Annotated in this window: 17 protein-coding genes; 11 read left to right on the forward strand and 6 right to left on the reverse strand. The window is 76.5% G+C overall.

Annotation, left to right across the window (positions count from 1 at the left end; all coding sequences use genetic code 11):
- The first annotated feature begins 24 nt into the window (after positions 1-24).
- Positions 25-1,761 (forward strand): pyruvate dehydrogenase, encoded by a 1,737-nt coding sequence (locus tag ACGBYP_RS13500; protein WP_411584888.1) that lies wholly within the window; start codon positions 25-27, stop codon positions 1,759-1,761.
- Between the two features lie 93 nt (positions 1,762-1,854).
- Here ACGBYP_RS13500 and ACGBYP_RS13505 read toward each other — a convergent pair whose 3' ends face one another.
- The 3 genes from ACGBYP_RS13505 to ACGBYP_RS13515 form a co-directional block, all read right to left on the reverse strand.
- On the reverse strand, positions 1,855-2,145 hold the full coding sequence (locus ACGBYP_RS13505) for a hypothetical protein (protein ID WP_411584891.1): 291 nt from the start codon (positions 2,143-2,145) through the stop codon (positions 1,855-1,857).
- 167 nt (positions 2,146-2,312) lie between these two features.
- Positions 2,313-3,866 (reverse strand): HNH endonuclease signature motif containing protein, encoded by a 1,554-nt coding sequence (locus tag ACGBYP_RS13510; protein ID WP_411585230.1) that lies wholly within the window; start codon positions 3,864-3,866, stop codon positions 2,313-2,315.
- Between the two features lie 456 nt (positions 3,867-4,322).
- A complete protein-coding gene (locus tag ACGBYP_RS13515; protein WP_411584894.1) occupies positions 4,323-5,078 on the reverse strand; it encodes an SDR family oxidoreductase in 756 nt (251 codons plus the stop codon).
- A gap of 50 nt (positions 5,079-5,128) precedes the next feature.
- Here ACGBYP_RS13515 and ACGBYP_RS13520 point away from each other — a divergent pair, with 50 nt between their 5' ends.
- Positions 5,129-5,728 carry a hypothetical protein gene (locus ACGBYP_RS13520; protein ID WP_411584896.1) on the forward strand — a complete coding sequence of 200 codons (600 nt, stop codon included), beginning with the start codon at positions 5,129-5,131 and terminating at the stop codon, positions 5,726-5,728.
- Between the two features lie 53 nt (positions 5,729-5,781).
- On the forward strand, positions 5,782-6,618 hold the full coding sequence (locus tag ACGBYP_RS13525) for an HpcH/HpaI aldolase/citrate lyase family protein (protein ID WP_411584897.1): 837 nt from the start codon (positions 5,782-5,784) through the stop codon (positions 6,616-6,618).
- 66 nt (positions 6,619-6,684) lie between these two features.
- Here ACGBYP_RS13525 and ACGBYP_RS13530 read toward each other — a convergent pair whose 3' ends face one another.
- Entirely contained in the window at positions 6,685-7,458 is a 774-nt protein-coding gene (locus ACGBYP_RS13530; protein ID WP_411584900.1) for a putative protein N(5)-glutamine methyltransferase, read from the reverse strand.
- Positions 7,459-7,533: 75 nt separating this feature from the next.
- Here ACGBYP_RS13530 and ACGBYP_RS13535 point away from each other — a divergent pair, with 75 nt between their 5' ends.
- The 4 genes from ACGBYP_RS13535 to ACGBYP_RS13550 all read left to right on the forward strand — a co-directional run bounded on the left by ACGBYP_RS13535 (position 7,534) and on the right by ACGBYP_RS13550 (position 11,562).
- A complete protein-coding gene (locus ACGBYP_RS13535) occupies positions 7,534-8,367 on the forward strand; it encodes a hypothetical protein (protein ID WP_411584902.1) in 834 nt (277 codons plus the stop codon).
- Complete coding sequence (locus tag ACGBYP_RS13540; RefSeq protein WP_411584904.1) at positions 8,364-9,407, forward strand: hypothetical protein; 1,044 nt, start codon at positions 8,364-8,366, stop codon at positions 9,405-9,407. Before ACGBYP_RS13535 ends, ACGBYP_RS13540 begins: the two co-directional genes overlap by 4 nt.
- 23 nt (positions 9,408-9,430) lie before the next feature.
- A complete protein-coding gene (locus ACGBYP_RS13545; protein ID WP_411584906.1) occupies positions 9,431-10,453 on the forward strand; it encodes a hypothetical protein in 1,023 nt (340 codons plus the stop codon).
- Between the two features lie 65 nt (positions 10,454-10,518).
- Entirely contained in the window at positions 10,519-11,562 is a 1,044-nt protein-coding gene (locus ACGBYP_RS13550; protein ID WP_411584909.1) for a hypothetical protein, read from the forward strand.
- Positions 11,563-11,568: 6 nt separating this feature from the next.
- On the opposite strand, the gene ACGBYP_RS13555 is transcribed toward ACGBYP_RS13550, so the two are convergent.
- Together ACGBYP_RS13555 and ACGBYP_RS13560 are read right to left on the reverse strand one after the other, a co-directional pair.
- Positions 11,569-12,357, reverse strand: a complete 789-nt coding sequence (locus ACGBYP_RS13555; protein ID WP_411584911.1) for a putative hydro-lyase — start codon at positions 12,355-12,357, stop codon at positions 11,569-11,571.
- Positions 12,354-13,070 (reverse strand): GntR family transcriptional regulator, encoded by a 717-nt coding sequence (locus ACGBYP_RS13560; protein ID WP_411584914.1) that lies wholly within the window; start codon positions 13,068-13,070, stop codon positions 12,354-12,356. Before ACGBYP_RS13560 ends, ACGBYP_RS13555 begins: the two co-directional genes overlap by 4 nt.
- Positions 13,071-13,228: 158 nt before the next feature.
- Here ACGBYP_RS13560 and ACGBYP_RS13565 point away from each other — a divergent pair, with 158 nt between their 5' ends.
- The 4 genes from ACGBYP_RS13565 to ACGBYP_RS13580 are packed head-to-tail and all read left to right on the forward strand — an operon-like array spanning position 13,229 to position 16,693.
- Positions 13,229-14,467 carry an NRAMP family divalent metal transporter gene (locus tag ACGBYP_RS13565; RefSeq protein WP_411584915.1) on the forward strand — a complete coding sequence of 413 codons (1,239 nt, stop codon included), beginning with the start codon at positions 13,229-13,231 and terminating at the stop codon, positions 14,465-14,467.
- Between the two features lie 26 nt (positions 14,468-14,493).
- Positions 14,494-15,249, forward strand: a complete 756-nt coding sequence (locus tag ACGBYP_RS13570) for a LamB/YcsF family protein (protein ID WP_411584916.1) — start codon at positions 14,494-14,496, stop codon at positions 15,247-15,249.
- Positions 15,249-15,860 carry a 5-oxoprolinase subunit B family protein gene (locus ACGBYP_RS13575; RefSeq protein WP_411584917.1) on the forward strand — a complete coding sequence of 204 codons (612 nt, stop codon included), beginning with the start codon at positions 15,249-15,251 and terminating at the stop codon, positions 15,858-15,860. The genes ACGBYP_RS13570 and ACGBYP_RS13575 overlap by 1 nt, the downstream gene beginning before the upstream one ends.
- Complete coding sequence (locus ACGBYP_RS13580; RefSeq protein ID WP_411584920.1) at positions 15,857-16,693, forward strand: biotin-dependent carboxyltransferase family protein; 837 nt, start codon at positions 15,857-15,859, stop codon at positions 16,691-16,693. Before ACGBYP_RS13575 ends, ACGBYP_RS13580 begins: the two co-directional genes overlap by 4 nt.
- The last annotated feature ends 2 nt before the right edge of the window (positions 16,694-16,695 follow it).

Below are 16,695 nucleotides of genomic sequence, written 5' to 3' on the forward strand. Positions count from 1 at the left end.
CGCACCTCCCGAGGAGTGCAGCCCATGGCCAACCCCACCGTCGCCCGCCAGCTCGTCGAGATGCTCCGGGACGCCGGCGTCGAGCGCATCTACGGCGTCGTCGGCGACAGCCTCAACCCGGTCGTCGACGCCGTCCGCCACACCGAGGGCATCGAGTGGGTGCACGTCAGCAACGAGGAGGGCGGCGCCTTCGCGGCCGCCGCCGAGGCGCAGGTGACCGGCCGGCTCGCCGTCTGCGCCGGGTCCTGCGGGCCGGGCAACACCCACCTGCTGCAGGGGTTGTTCGACGCCCACCGCAGCGGCGCCCCGGTGCTGGCGATCGCCTCGCACATCCAGTCGCAGGAGATCGGGATGGCCTTCTTCCAGGAGACGCACCCCGAGCGGATGTTCCAGGAGTGCTCGCACTGGTGCGAGGTGGTGACCCCGAAGCAGATGCCGCACAACCTGCGGGTCGCGATCCAGACCGCGGTCGGCAAGCGCGGGGTGTCGGTCGTCGTCCTGCCCGGCGACCTGGCGGCGGAGGAGTCCGGTGGGCCGACCGTGCCCAGCGCGATGGTGACCGAGCCCTCGCCGGTGCGGCCGCTGCCCGCGCAGGTGCAGGCGCTGGCCGACGCGATCAACGCCGCCGGCACGGTGACCCTGTTCGCCGGCGCCGGCTGCCGGGGTGCCCACGACGACGTCATGGCGCTGGCCGGGCACGTGCTGGCGCCGGTCGGTCACGCGCTGGGCGGCAAGGAGTGGATCCAGTACGACAACCCCTACGACGTCGGGATGAACGGGCTGCTCGGCTACGGAGCCGCGCACAAGGCCACGCACGAGGCCGACCTGCTGGTGCTGCTGGGCACCGACTTCCCCTACGTCGACTTCCTGCCGCAGAGGAAGACGGCGCAGGTCGACGCCGACGCCTCGCACCTGGGCCGGCGCACGCCGCTGGAGGTCGCCGTCCACGGGGACGTCGGGGAGACGATCCGGGCGCTGCTGCCGCTGCTGGAGCGCCGGACCGACCGGACGTTCCTGGACGCGATGCTGCGCGACCACGCGCACGCGCTGGAGACGGTGGTCGACGCCTACACGCGCAAGGTCGAGGAGATGCGGCCGATCCACCCGGAGTACGTGGCCGCGCAGCTGGACGAGCTGGCCGCCGACGACGCCGTCTTCACCGTCGACACGGGCATGTGCAACGTCTGGGCGGCGCGCTACCTGACCCCGAACGGCCGGCGGCGGGTGATCGGGTCGTTCCGGCACGGGTCGATGGCCAACGCGCTGCCGCACGCGGTGGGCGCGCAGTTCACCGACCGGAGCCGGCAGGTGGTCTCGATGAGCGGCGACGGCGGCCTGGCGATGCTGCTCGGGGAGCTGATCACCGTGCGGCTGCACCGGCTGCCGGTGAAGATCGTGGTCTTCAACAACGCCTCGCTCGGCATGGTGAAGCTGGAGATGATGGTCGACGGCATCCCGGACTTCGAGACCGACCACGAGCCGACGGACTTCTCGGCGATCGCGGCGGGCGTGGGCATCCCGTCCTACCGGGTGGAGGACCCGGCGCAGGTGCGGGAGACGCTGCAGCGCGGGCTGGCGCAGCCGGGGCCGGTGCTCATGGAGTTCGTGACCGACGCCAACGCGCTGTCGATCCCGCCGGCCATCACCGGCGAGCAGGTCCGCGGTTTCGCGACGTCGGCGACCAAGATGGTGCTCGGTGGCGGCGTCGGCACGATGATCGACCTCGCGCGGGCGAACCTGCGCAACGTCCCGCGTCCCTGAGTCGTCGCCCGGGCACCGAGCCGCGACCGTCCGTCCCGCTGGGGGCGGACGGCGCGGTGACCGGGCGCGGCGGGGCGCGCGGCCCCGCAGGCGTCAGGCGGCAGAGGTGCTGCGCTGGGAGCCGTACCAGCCGATCAGCAGCTCACTGCGGACCGCGGCGGGCAGGGCACCCCAGCGCAGCAGCGCGGCCCGGGCGGGCAGCGTGCTGGAGGCGGCGAGCTGGCCCAGCTCACGCACCCGCTCGGGGCGGGGCGTGAACGGGCTGCGGTCGTGCAGCCCACTGGCCAGGTGTGTGTCGAAGGCGGCGAGGATGTCGGCCTGGTGGGCCGAGTCGAACCACTGGGGGCTCCGCGGCGAGCTCTCCACGGCGTGGGAACGGATCACGCGCTGCTCATCGGCAGACACAGGCCCCGATGTGACGTCCTGGCCGCGGGCAGCTGCAGCTCTCCCGCACCCACCGGTCGCTGCCTGGTCCGGCCACCGGGTCGCGGTCGCCGTCCAGGCGGCGACCGCGACGCGGACGGGTCGGTGCAGCCGGACGGCGTGCCCGGTCAGAACGGCGGTGGGTCGTCCCGGCCGGCCCGTCGCCCGAGCGACCACGGGTCGCCGGTGCGGACGAGCGCACCACCGCCGCCGGGGACCGGACTCCTCGCTCCGGTGGTCCGCAGGCCCGGTGGCCGGGTGGTGCGGGTGGCGCCGCTGGGTGTGGTGACCGCGAGCGTGCCGTCGGCGGTCATGGTGAACCGCCAGCCCTGCGCATGGGTCTTGAGCCGGTGGTGCCGGCGGCACAGGCAGCAGAGGTTGGCGCAGTCGGTGGCTCCGCCGTCGGCGTGGGCCTGGACGTGGTCGAGGTCGGTGCGCGCGGCGGGGCGGCGGCAGCCGGGATGGCGGCAGGTGCGGTCGCGGGCGTGCAGGAAGCGGCGCTGGGCCGGGGTGGGGGTGTAGCGGTCGACGGGTGGGGGCCGGTCGAGCACCGGGCAACTGCACCCACGAGGTGGTGACTCGTCAGGGACGCGACCGGTGTCGGCGCGGTGCGAGGAGGCCACTCGGGAGTGCTGACCGGCCGGGTGCCGCGCGCATCCGCGGCGGACCAGCCGCTGCAACTCCGGGGGGCTGACCGTCGCCTGCAGGGCGCCGGTGACCGGGTCGACCAAGGAGATGTCCAGCGAGCCACCGGTCGGGGCCTGCAGACCACCGGGGCACAGCGCGTCGAGTTGCTCGAGCAGGTCGCGCAGCTGCTGGTGCGTGATCGGCGCCCCGTCGACCGACGCGGCGTCCTCGTCGGTCGGCACCGCGGCTGCTCGGGGTGGGGTGTCGTCGTGAGCAGTCGGGCGACCGCCCATCGCCGGCAGCGGCGCGATGAGCTGCAGGTGCGCGGTCACCGGCGCCCGGCTGGTGTCCCACGGCCGCAGGACCAGGTCGCTGAGCACCATTGCCCGCAACTGGCCGATGGACCGTTCGTCGCCGTCCTCCTTGGCCATCCGCGCGTAGGTGTCCACGGTCTCCCGGCACGCCGCGGCGACCGGGGTGGGCAGGTCGGCGATCAGCTCGGACATCCCGTCACCAACGGGCCGCACCCGCACGTCCGCAGCCCGCTCGGCCTTCCTGCGTCGCCGGTCCGCCGCCGCCGAGTCCAGCGCGATCAACGCGGCGGCGGTGCGCTCCCGCAGGCGCACCGGCGTCTCCCCCGCCTGCGCCCACCCCAGCGCCTGGGCCTCGACCTCCGCGACGATCGCCGGCTCGACCGGGCCACCGGCGGCCTGCGACTGACCGGCCAGCGCCCGCACGATCGCATTCACCCGCAGCTCGTCCACCTCACCGTCAGCCAGCGCCGCCCACGTCCTAGACAGCTCGCGCACCAGCGCCAGCGACCGCTCCGCCAACCCCGTCGCCGCGCCCAGTGAGATGCCCTTGAGGAACGCGAGCTCGTCGACCAGGAACTCCGAGACACCGACCGGCACCCGCGCCGGACCCCAACCCTCCACCCCCTGCCCGGACTGGTCGTCGACCAGGTCGGTCTGCGCCGGACGGCGAGCGGCCAGCTCCGCCACCAGCACCGCCTCGTACGCGGCCAACTGTGCGCGCCCGTCGGCGACCGCACGCATCTCACGCACCAACTCGTCCTCCGAGCACGACTCCGGCGCGAGCACCTCCGACAACCGGGTCCGGCGGCGCGTCACACCTGGCGGGGGCGGCGCCCAGGCCGGCAGGGTCTCGCCGCGGTCGACAACCGTCAGCCCCACCCCGTAGCCGCCTCCGAACACGCCTCGAACCTAGGCGAGGGGTACGACAGTTCCCGCAGGTCGGAGGCTGGATCGCGAGGAAGCAGACGTCCCCGTGGGCAACCCGGCTGCCGGTACCGGCGAGCCATCACGACGGCACGGACACGCGGCCGACGGCACCCACGTCCGACGCGGCACCAGCCCGGCCGGGCACCCGGTGGAGCACCGCCACCATCCGCCCCGACGGTCGGGCCCGGCCGCCCACGAGCCGGACCGGACGCCCTGCCGCGCCCACCGGCGGGAGCCCAGCAGGCCATCGACGTCCCGACGCGGGGCGACCTACAGCCCGCCGGCCACCCGCAGCACGGCGCCGGTGCAGTAGCCGGCCTCGGGGCCGAGCAGCCAGGCGATCGCCGGCGCGATCTCCGCGGGCTCCCCCGCCCGGCCCATCGGCACCCGCGCGACCACCCGGTCCGGACGGCCGGGGTCCCCGGCGCCGGCGTGGATGCCGGTGTGCACCAGCCCCGGCGCGACCGCGTTGACCCGCACGCCGTCGTCCGCCAGCTCCTTGGCCAGGCCCATGGTGAGCGCGTCGACACCGGCCTTGGCGGCGGCGTAGTGCACGTACTCGTGCGGCGAGCCCAGGGTGGCCGCCCCCGAGGACACCGTGACGATCGCGCCCCCGGCCCCGCCGCGCCGACGTGACATCACCTGCGCCGCGCGCCGGGCGCACAGCACGACGCCGAGCAGGTTGACGTCGAGCACCTGGCGGATCACCTCGACCGGGGTGTCGGCCAGGTCGCCCAGGTGCGCGGTGACCCCCGCGTTGGCCACCAGCCCGGTGACCGGCCCGAGCTCGGCAGCCGCGTCGAACAGCGCGTCGACCTCCGCGGCGTCGGAGACGTCGGCCCGGACGGCGACCGCGCGCACCCCGAGCGCCACCGCCGCGGCCACCACCTCCTCGGCACCGGCCCGGCTGCTGCGGTAGCCGACGACGACGTCGTGTCCGAGCCGCGCCAGGTGGACGACGGTGGCGGCACCGATCCCCTGGCTGCCGCCGGTGACGAGGGTGAGCAGGGGCGACGTGGTGGACACGACCGGTGAGTCTGCCGGGAACGTCGGACCCGCGCGGCAGACTCAGCCGCGTGGACCACCCCTCCGACGCCGTCGTCCGGCGGCTGCACCCGCTGCTGGTCGAGGTGCGCGACGCCCTCGTCCGCGGCCTCGCCGTCAGCCGGGCCATCCACGCCCAGCACGGCTGGCTGGCCTCCGCCGACCGCCACCTCGACCACCAGCTGGTCCGCCGGGAGGCCATGGAGCAGCTGCGCCCCTATGCCGAGCACGCCGACGACCCGTTCGGCACCCAGCTGGAGCTGCTCGAGCCGGGCAACGACAACCTCGGTCTGCCGATGAGCGGGTTGATCCTGCGCACGCCCACCGAGGTGCTGCGGGTCTGGCACTCCGAGGACGGCGAGCTGCCCGCCGCCGACACGCAGGGCCTGCGCGACTACTACGCCCAGCAACCCACCGCCCAGCTGCACCTCCAGCTGGCGCTGGACGACGTCCCCGGCGGCCCCGCCCGCCGCGACCACCTGGCGCTGCTCTGGGCCGACTCCCGGCGCCCGGGCCGCGACCCGGAGCTGGTCCGCTTCGACCTCGTGCGCCCCCGCGGGTACATCGGCCGCCGGGTCGACGTCGACTGGCACCTGGGCCTGCTCGACCGGCTCGGGCGCACCGCCGCGTGACCGCCACGGACCCCAGCGCAGACAACGGGGGTGGTGGCCGCCACAATGGCGGCGTGCACAGAGGCAGAAGCGTCGACCCCGGTATCGCCCGCTCGTGGCTGCTCGTCAACGGCGCCCGCACGGAGCTGTTCGACGACGCGCACGCGTCCCGCGCCGACCAGGTGGTCCTCGACATCGAGGACGCCGTCGACCCCGCGCGCAAGCCGCAGGCCCGCGCCGACGTCGTCGACTACCTGACGTCGGGCGAGAAGCGCGCGTGGGTGCGGATCAACGACCGCTCCACCGAGTTCTGGTCCGACGACGTCGACGCGCTCAAGGGCCTCCCCGGCCTGGCCGGCGTGATGCTGGCCAAGACCGAGGCCGCCGAGCACGTCACCGAGACCTACGACCGCCTCGGCGGGGACACCCCGGTGCTCGCCCTCGTCGAGTCCGCGCTGGGCATCGAGGAGGCGGTGAACATCGCCCGTGCCCGCGGCGCCTTCCGGCTGGCCTTCGGCAGCGGCGACTACCGCCGCGACACCGGCACCAGCGCCGACGACCTGGCCATGGCCTACCCGCGCTCCCGCCTGGTCGTCGCCAGCCGGGTCGGTGGCCTGCCCGGCCCGATCGACGGGCCCACGGTGGGCACCAGCCACCCGATCCTGCGCGAGCAGTCGGCGCTGACGGTGTCCCTCGGCCTCACCGGCAAGCTCTGCCTCCAGCTCGACCAGCTGCCGGTCATCAACGAGGTCATCAGCCCGGCGCCCTCCGACGTCGCCTGGGCCCGCGACTTCCTCGCCGACTTCGAGGCTCGCGGCCAGGTCATCCGCGACGGCAGCGACCTGCCCCGCCTCGGCCGCGCCCGCAAGATCGAGCGGCTCGCCACGGCGTTCGGCGTCCAGCCCTCCTGAGCGAGGCCGCTCCCGCAGGGCCGGACGACGGCCCGCTCCCCGCCCGGGAGCGGGCCGTCGTCGTGTTCAGGCGTCGAGCCGGCCGACCACCGCGGTGCCGTCGAGGTCGTCGTCGGTGACCACCCGGGCGGTCAGCCCGGCGGCGGCGACCAGCGCCTGCGTGCCGGCTGCCTGCCGCCGGCTGGTCTCGATCAGCAGCGACCCACCGGGCGCCAGCCAGCGCCGCGCGCCCGCGGCGACCCGGCGGTGCACGGCGAGCCCGTCGCTGCCGCCGTCGAGCGCGGCCCGGGCCTCGTGGTCGCGCGCCTCCGGCGGCATCAGCGCGATCGCGTCGGTGGGCACGTAGGGCGCGTTCACCACCAGCAGCTCGACCCGGCCCGCCAGCCCGGCGGGCAGTGGCGCGAACAGGTCGCCCTCGTACACGGCGCCGAGCCCGACCAGGTTGCGCCGCGCGCAGCGGACGGCGGCCGGGTCGACGTCCGCCGCGTGCAGCTCCACCCGGCCCAGCGCAGCCGCGACCGCCGCGCCGACCGCGCCCACGCCGCAGCACAGGTCCAGCACGACCGCGCCCGGACCCCCGGCCCGCACCGCCGAGCGCACCAGCAGCTCGGTGCGGCGGCGCGGCACGAACACCCCGGGCTCCACGGCGAACCGCCGGCCGCAGAACTCCGCCCAGCCGAGCACCTGCTCCAGCGGCTCACCGGCCACCCGCCGCGCGACCAGTCCGTCGAGGGCGGCGGCCGTCGGCGCGGCGGCGAGCAGCAGCTCGGCCTCGTCCTCGGCGAACACGCAGCCGGCGGCGCGCAGCCGGGCGACGACGACCGGATCGGGTGCACCCATGACGCGGAGTGTGCCTTGCTGACGGATCGGTTCCGGCCCCCTACAGTGCGGCGACGGCACCGGGAGGGGGCGGGGATGGACCGGCGGACCGACGACTTCGCGGCCTTCGTCGCCGACTGCGACCAGCAGCTGCGCGGCACCGCCCTGCTGCTGACCGGCGACCCGGCCCAGGCCGACGACCTGGTGGTCGCCGCGCTGGCCCGCACCCACCGCCGCTGGCGCCGGCTGGCCTCCCCGGCCGACGCCCTGGCCGACACCCGCGCGTCGCTGGTCACCGCCGCGCTGGACGGGACCGGGCCGGCGGCGTCCCACGGCTCGATCGGCACCCTGCCCGGCACCGGCGACGACCGGGCCGACGGCGAGCGCCTCGACCCCGACGACCGGCGCTGGCTCGCGGCGCTCGCCGGGCTCGACCCGACGGCCCGGGCGGTCGTGGTCCTCCGGCTGGTGGAGGGCCAGGACGAGGAGACGGTGGCCCGCCTGCTGGGCCGCTCGCCCGAGGAGGTCGCCGACGCGCTGGACACCGCGGTCGCGATCCTGGCCGACCTCCTCGCCGCCGAGCCCGAGCCGGCCACCCCGCAGCCCGCCTGGCCGGTCGCAGCGCCGCTCGCCGACCCCGGCGCCGCCGCGTTCCGGCGGCCGGGCGCACCCGCCGGCGACCCGGACGCCGCGTTCCGGCGGCCGGACACGTCCGACACCGGACCCCGGCGTCCGGCCGTGCCCGGGCCGTCCGGCGACCCGACGCCCGTCCGGGACGCACCCGCCGGCGACCCGGACGCCGTCTTCCGGCGGCCGGGCGCTCCCCCACCTCCCGTCCGCCCGGCCCCGGCCCCGGCCGCGCCGTCCGCCGGTGCGCTCCCGCCGGACGACGGCGACGACCCCTGGGCGATCTACCGGCGGCCGACGTGACCGCCCCCGGACCGGACGTCGCCGCGCGCCTGCAGCAGCTCGCGACACGGGGAGCGCCCGACGCGACGGCGGACACCGCCCTGCGCGCCGTCGCCGTCAACCGGCACCGCCGGCGGCGCGCGGCCAGCTGGGTCGCCGCGGCCGTGGCCGTCGTCGTGCTGGGCACCGCCGCCACGCTCGCCCGGCCGGAGGTCGCCCCGGCCGCGGCGCCCCCGCCGGCCGCCCGGACCACCGCCGCCCCGCCCCCGGTGTACGAGCAGCCACCGCGCGGGTCGCTGCGCGACGACACCACGTTCGTCTCCCAGGTCGCGGCGTTGCCCTGGTCGACGCTCCTGGACCCCGGCAACGGCGACCCCGTGGACATCGAGCCGGACACCCGCCGCGTCGTCTACGCCGCCGACGTGCCCGGCGGGCACCGCTGGGCGCTGGTGATGGCGCGCTGGCGCACGCAGTGGGCGATCGCCTGGTTCGCCGGGCCGCGGGGCGCCACCGCGGCGGAGCTGACCGAGGCGTACCCGCCCACCCCCTGGTCGGGCCGGGGCCCGCTGGCGCTGATGGACGCCTCCGCCGAGCGCGGCCCGCTGCTGGTGCTCGCCGAGCCGGGCGTCGAGGGCGAGTACTCCCCCAGCCTGGACCGGACGCCCGACGGGCGCCTGGTGCGCGACTTCGACCCGCTCCCCGAGGTCGACGGCGCACTGCTGGGCATGGTGACGACGCCGGTCACCTGGAACGCCGGCGAGCTGTACCAGGTGCAGCGCGGTAGCCGGTCGCAGGTGTTCGAGGTCCTCTACACCGGGTCCCCGCCGTGGGAGAGCTGGTACGCGGGCATGACCGGCCCACCCGACGAGACCCTGCTGGCCGCGTGCCTGACCGGGCTCGGCTTCGACGTGGACGACGGCCCCGCCGAGGGCGACCTGAGCTGGAGCCACACCACCGGGGACGAGAGCAGCGCCGAGAGCGCGGCCCGGGAGAGGTCGGCGGCGGACTGCCACACGCAGGCCAGCCGCGACCGGACCGAGCCGGCGCGGCCGGGCAGTTGACGCAGCACGGGGAGGAGGGCCGGATGACCGCCGAGGACCGGGACCTGCGCGCGCGGCTGGTCCGGCTCGCCCGGCACGCCCCGACCTCGGGCGGCGGGGACACCCTCCAGCGCGCCCTCGCGGTGAACCGCTCCCGCCGGCTCCGCGCCGCCCGCTGGGTCGCGGCCGCGGTCGCCGTCGTCGTCCTGGGCACGGCCGGCACGCTCGCCCGGCCCGAGGCCGCCCCCGCCGTCCAGGCCGCGCAGCCCACCCCGGCCGGGCCTCCGCCACCCGAGGTCTACGAGCAGCCGCCGCGCGGTTCGCTCGCCGACGACCCCGGCTTCCTGGCCGGGGTGGCCGCGCTGCGCTGGTCGCCCCCGGCCAGCGGCAGCGGCTTCTCCCGCTCGTTCGACGGCGACTCGCGCCGGGTCGTCTACGCCGCCGACGTCCCGGGCGGGCACCGCTGGGCGGTGGTCATGGCCAGGAACGGCTCCTCGTGGGTGGTCAACTGGTTCGCCGGGCCACGGGGCGCCAGGCCCGCGGAGATGACCGAGGCCTACGGCCCCACCGGCTGGTCCCGCTCGCTGCCGCTGGCGCTGATGGACGTCTCCGCCGCGACCGGCCCGCTGGTGGTGCTCGCCGACCCCGGGGTGGGGGTCGAGTACTCCGCCACCCTCGACCGCGCCCCCGACGGCAGCCTGGTCCGCGACTTCGTCGAGCTGCCCGAGGTCGACGGCGTGCGGTCGGGCCTGGTGCGCACCCCGGTCTCCTACGGCCCCGACACCGCGCCCGAGCTCGTCCAGGTCCGCAACGGCGTCCGCACACCGTTGGGCATCACGCTCACCACCGGCACCCCGCTGTGGGCCCCGACGGCCTACCCGGACGACCCGCCCGACCCCTCGGACATCGCGGAGTGCCTGACCGCGAACGGGTTCACCGTCCAGGCGGCACCGCCCAGCGCGGGCGTCTACTACGAGGACCCGCGGACCGGTGACCTCTCCAGCGAGGAGCAGGCCGAGCGCGACCGGGCCGGCCAGGACTGCTTCCTGGGCACCGGCCAGGACTGACCAGCGCCGCGCGGCGCGCCGGCACGCCCGGGAGGATCGTGAGGGCGCCGAGCGAGGGAGACCGGGTGTCCGAGGGACAGCAGCAGCTGCGCGACCGGCTGACCCGGCTCGCCCGGCAGGCGCCGCTGCCGGCGGACACCGCCGCCCGCGCCGCGGCCCGCAGCACCCGGCGCCGCCGGTGGGGCGCGGCACGGGTCGCCGCCGTCACCGTCACCGCCACCGCCGTCGTCCTCGCGCTGGTCCCGGGGCGGGCCGCCGACCCGCTGCCGGTGGCCGCCCCGACCGCACCCGCGCCCGCCGAGCTGGTCGCCGAGGCGGCCGGCCCCACGCTCTACGACGTCCCGACCCGGGGGTCGCTGGCCGGGGACGCGGCGTTCGTGGAGGGGGTGCGGGCCATCGAGTGGTCCAGCCCCCCGAACGCCGCGATGGGCGTGCTGTCGCCGCCGGCCGACACCCGCCGGGTGCTGTTCGCCGGCGACGTCCCCGGCGGGCACCGCTGGGCGCTGGTCATGGGCCGGATGGGTGAGGCGTACCGCACCGCCTGGTTCGCCGGCCGGACCGGCGCCCGGCCCGGGCAGCTGGCGCTGAAGCTCACGCCTGGTGACGCGACGCCCGGCGAGCCGATCACGCTGCAGGACGCCGGCGCGCCCACCGGGCCGCTGGTGGTCGTCGGGCTGCCCGGCGACCGGGTCGAGTACTCCCCCGGCCAGGACCGCGACGCCGCCGGCCGGCTGGTGCGCACCTACACCGAGCTGCCGGTGGTCGACGGCGTGGCCCTCGGCGAGGTGACCACCCCGCTGGTCGAGCACGCCGCGATCGCGATCGCCTACCGCGCCGGCGAGATCGTCGCCGCCGGGACGCCGCGGGCGCTCAACACCCCGCTGCGCGGCGTCCCGCGCGACGCCGACCCCGGCCGCGAGTACTGGCTGCGGCTGCGGGCCTGCCTCACCCCGCTGGGGTTCCGGGTGACCATGGCGCCCAGCGGCACCGACCTGAGCTGGACCGGCGGCCCGGTCCGCGCCCCGGACGGCGGCGAGCTGAGCAGCGCGGAGCGGGCGGAGAACACCGCGGTGTTCGACCGCTGCGCCGAGCAGGTCCGGCAGGGCTGAGCCGGCTCAGAGCTGGCGGTACACGGCGTCCGGGACGTCGGTGACGAACATGTGCCCCGGCGCGTGGGTGATCGCGAACGGCGGCCGGGAGGCCATCAGCGCCGCCTGCGGGGTCACCCCGCACGCCCAGAAGACCGGGACGTCGCCGTCGGCGGGCTCGACCGGGTCGCCGAAGTCCGGCCGGGCGAGGTCGGCGATGCCCAGACCCCCCGGCGACCCGACGTGCACCGGCGCACCGTGCACCTGCGGCATCCGGCCGGTCACCTGCACCGCGGTGGCGACCAGGTGCCCGGGCACCGGGCGCATCGAGACCACCAGCGGACCGGACAGCCGCCCGGCGGGCCGGCACTGCCGGTCGGTGCGGTACATCGACACGTTGCGGCCCTGCTCGATGTTGCGGACCGGCACCCCGGCGTCCAGCAGGGCGGTCTCGAAGCTGAAGCTGCAGCCGATCAGGAAGGCGACCAGGTCCGGGCCCCACAGGTCGGTGACGTCGGTGGGCTCGGCGACCAGCTCCCCGTCGCGCCAGACGCGGTAGCGCGGGAGGTCGGTGCGCAGGTCGGCGTCCGGGGCCAGGACGGTGCGGTACGACCCGGCGTCGGTGACGTCCAGCAGCGGCACCGGCTGCGGGTTGCGCTGGCCGAACAGCAGCATGTCGTACGCCCACTCCCGCGGCAGGACCACAAGGTTGGCCTGGGTGTGCCCGGGCGCCCAGCCCGAGGACGGCACCGCCAGCCCGGACCGGAAGTGCGCGCGGGCGGCGGCGGGGTCGGCGGCCGGCAGGGTGGCGGTCACGGGTTCCTCCGGGGTGAGTCGCGGTAGGCGGTGAGCAGCTGGGCCTCGGAGTCGTGCAGGTAGGCGTCGAGGTCCTCGGCCGCCTGCCCGGTCTCCCCGGCGGCCAGCAGGTCCAGCAGCGCCCGGTTGCGGCGGACGTAGGGCTCGTGCAGCGACCGCGGTTCGTCCATGGTGTGGAAGAGCAGCCGCAGCTCGGCGAACAGCCGCGCCGCCGTCTCGTCCAGCCGGCGGCTGCGGCCCAGCGCCACCAGGGCCAGGTGGAAGCGCATGTTCGCCGTCCCGACGGCCGGCCAGTCCCCACGCCGGGCGGCGTCCTCGGCCGCGGCGACCGCGTCGTGCAACGGACGCAGCCGCACGGCGTCGAGCCCCTCCAGCCGCCGGACGACGTCGCACTCGATCGCCCGGCGCGCACGGTAGAGGTCGACCAGGTCGTCCTCGTCGAGCTCGGGGACGAAGACGCCGCGGTGCAGCCGGTGCACCAGCAGGCCCTCGTGGGTGAGCAGCCGGAACGACTCGCGCAGCGTGTTGCGGCTGACGTGCAGCACCTCGACCAGCTGCTCCTCGCTGAGCCGGGTCCCCGGGGGCAGGTCGCCCTCGATGACCCGGGCGCGCAGCAGCTCGGCGACCCGCTCGGCCGTGCTGGACCGGTCGAAGCTGCGCACCTCGGAGGCGACGGTGCGCAGCCAGCCCGTGTCCTGCGCGGCGTCGGTCATGCGGCCATCCTGCCCGGTCGGCGTGTGTCGGCGCCGTTAATTGTCCACCCATCCCCTTGTCGGATTGTTCAACAACTCCCTAGGTTCACCCGGCAAGGGGTGCTGCCCCGACGGACGCCGCCACCGCGCGGCCCGACCGACCCGACCGGGGAGACCCCATGGCACACGAAGCGCACGGCCCCACCACGCCGGCCACCGGCGGACGGCTGGCCACGAGCACCCGGTCGACGCTGCTGGGCGCGATGTTCCTGATGGCGACCTCCGCGATCGGGCCGGGCTTCATCACCCAGACGACCACCTTCACCGTGCAGCTGGGCGCGGCGTTCGCCTTCGCGATCGTCATCTCGATCCTGGTCGACATCGCGCTGCAGCTGAACGTGTGGCGGGTCATCGGCGTGAGCGGCCGCCGCGCGCAGGAACTGGGCAATCTCGTCCTCCCCGGCCTCGGCTGGGTGATGGCCGCGTTCCTGCTCGTCGGCGGGCTGGTGTTCAACATCGGCAACGTCGCCGGCTCCGGGCTGGGCCTGGACGCGATGCTCGGCCTGGACCCCAAGCTCGGCGGCGCCCTGTCGGCGCTGATCGCCATCGGCATCTTCCTCAGCAAGAAGGCCGGGCTGGCGGTCGACCGGATCGTGGTCGTCCTCGGGCTGGTGATGATCGCGCTGACCACCTACGTGGCGATCACCTCCGGCCCGCCCGTGGGGCAGGCGCTGAGGAACGTGGTGCTGCCCGAGCAGGTCGACGTCCTGGCGATCACCACGCTGGTCGGCGGCACCATCGGCGGCTACATCGTCTACGCCGGCGCGCACCGGCTGCTCGACTCCGGGGTCACCGGCCCCGCCCACGTCCGCGACATCACCCGCGGCTCGGTCACCGGCATCCTGATCACCGCCGTCATGCGGGTCGTGCTCTTCCTGGCCATCCTCGGCGTCGTCAGCGGCGGCGCCGCCCTCGACCCGGCCCGGCAGGCGGCCTCCGCGTTCGAGGCCGCGGCCGGCGAGGTGGGGCTGCGGGTGTTCGGCGTCGTGCTGTGGGCCGCGGCGATCACCAGCGTGATCGGCGCCAGCTACACCTCGGTGTCCTTCGTGACCTCCCGCACGACGACCTCCGACCGCACCCGCACGCTGCTCGTCGTCGGCTTCATCGCCGTGACCACGGCGGCCTACCTGCTCATCGGCACCGCGCCGGCCACCCTGCTGGTGTTCGCCGGCGCGTTCAACGGGCTGCTGCTGCCCATCGGCATCGCCGTCCTGCTGTGGGTCGCCACCCGGCGGGCCGACCTGCTCGACGGCTACCGCTACCCGCGCTGGCTGCTGGTGGTCGGCTGGGTGGCCTGGCTGCTGACGCTGTACCTGGCCGTCCGGTCGGTGCAGCCGGTCATCGACCTGTTCCGCTGAGCGCCGGACCGGGCAAGGAGAACGACATGGACCTCAACAGCGACCTCGGCGAGGGCTTCGGCCAGTGGACCCTCGGCGACGACGACGCCCTCCTCGGCGTGGTCACCAGCGCCAACGTCGCCTGCGGCTTCCACGCCAGCGACGCCGCGATCATGCGGCGGGTGTGCGAGAAGGCGGTCTCCTCCGGCGTCGCGATCGGCGCGCAGGTCGGCTACCGCGACCTGCCCGGCTTCGGCCGCCGGTTCATCGACATCGAGCCCGAGGCCCTCACCGCCGACGTCGTCTACCAGGTGGGCGCGCTGCAGGCCTTCGCGCGGATCGCCGGCGACCGGGTGCGCTACGTCAAGCCGCACGGCGCGCTCTACAACGCGATCGTCCACCACGAGGAGCAGGCCGCCGCGGTGGTGGCCGCCGTCGTGGCGCTGGACCCGACGCTGCCGGTGCTCGGCCTGCCCGGGTCGGCCTGGCTGCGGCTGGCCGCCGAGGCCGGGCTGACCGTCGTGCACGAGGCGTTCGCCGACCGCGCCTACACGCCCGAGGGCACGCTGGTCTCCCGCCGGCTGCCCGGCGCGGTGCTGCACGACCCGGCCGAGATCGCCGCCCGGTGCGTGGCGATGGCCGCGGGCGAGCCGGTCCGGGACGTCGAGGGCGGCGAGCTGACGCTGACGCCCGGCTCGATCTGCGTGCACGGCGACACCCCCGGCGCGGTCGAGATCGCCCGGCAGGTGCGCACGGCGCTGACCGCGGCCGGGGTCACCCTGACCCCGTTCGCCGCCGCCTGATGCGGCTGCTCCCCAGCGGCAGCACCGCGCTGCTGGTCGAGCTCGACGGGCTGGACGACGTCCTGGCGCTGTACGCCGCGTTGGCCGACGCGCCACCCGCGGGCGTGGTCGACGTCGTCCCGGCGGCCCGCACGGTGCTGCTGGTCACCGACCCCGCGCGCACCACGCTGGCCGCGGTGGCCGACGCGGTGCGGACGACGACGCCGCGACCCGGGGCGCAACGGTCCGGCGACACCGTCGAGCTGCCGGTGCACTACGACGGCGCCGACCTCGCCGACGCCGCCGGGCTGCTCGGCATCGGCCCCGGCGAGCTGGTCGAGCGGCACACCGGCGCCCCGTGGACGGTCGCCTTCTGCGGCTTCGCGCCCGGCTTCGGCTACCTCGTCCAGCCCGGGGGTGCGTGGGACGTGCCGCGCCGGGCCACCCCGCGCACGAAGGTCCCGCCGGGCTCGGTGGCGCTGGCCGGGGAGTTCAGCGGCGTCTACCCGCGCGAGTCCCCCGGTGGCTGGCAGCTCATCGGCCGCACCGACGTCGCCGTCTTCGACCTCGACCGCGACCCGGCCGCGCTGCTCCGGCCCGGCACCCGGGTGCGCTTCGTGGCGGTGCCATGAGCCTCACCGTGCTCTCCCCCGGCCCGCTGACCACCGTGCAGGACGAGGGCCGCCCCGGCCAGGCCGCGCTGGGGATCGGCCGCTCCGGCGTCGCCGACCGCGCCTCGGCCCGGCTGGCCAACCGGCTGGTGGGCAACCCGCTCGGGGCCGCGGTGCTGGAGGTGACCCTGGGCGGGCTGGCCGTGCGCGCGGAGGCCGACCTGCTCGTGGTCACCACCGGCGCCCGCTGCCCGGGCTCGCCGCACGACGCCCCCACCCCGCTGCGCACCGGGCAGGAGCTCCGGCTGGGCACCCCGGCCGCCGGGCTGCGCACCTACCTCGCGGTGCGCGGCGGCATCGCCGTCCCGCCGGTGCTGGGCTCGCGCGCCACCGACGTCCTCGCCGGGCTGGGGCCGGCCCTCGTCGCGGCCGGCGACGTGCTGCCGGTCGGGGCCCCGGCCGCGCCGCTGCCCGGGGTGGACCTCGCCGCGGTGCCCGGCCCGGCCGCCGGCGACCTGACCGTGACCGTGCTGCCCGGCCCGCGCGCCGACTGGTTCGGCGACGCCGGCTGGGCCGCGCTCACCGGGCAGCGGTGGGCGGTCACCAGCGAGAGCAACCGGGTCGGGCTCCGGCTGGACGGCGTCCCGCTCGAGCGGCTGCGCACCGGTGAGCTGCCCAGCGAGGGCATGGTCCGCGGCGCGCTGCAGGTGCCGCCGTCGGGCACGCCGGTGCTCTTCCTCGCCGACCACCCGGTCACCGGCGGCTACCCGGTGATCGGCTACGTCGCCGACGCCGACGTCGACCGGTGCGCCCAGCTGCGCCCGGGGCAGGGCCTGCTGCTGCGCGCCGGCTGAGC

This window comes from Modestobacter sp. SSW1-42 (genome assembly GCF_046635825.1).
Lineage (GTDB): Bacteria > Actinomycetota > Actinomycetes > Mycobacteriales > Geodermatophilaceae > Modestobacter.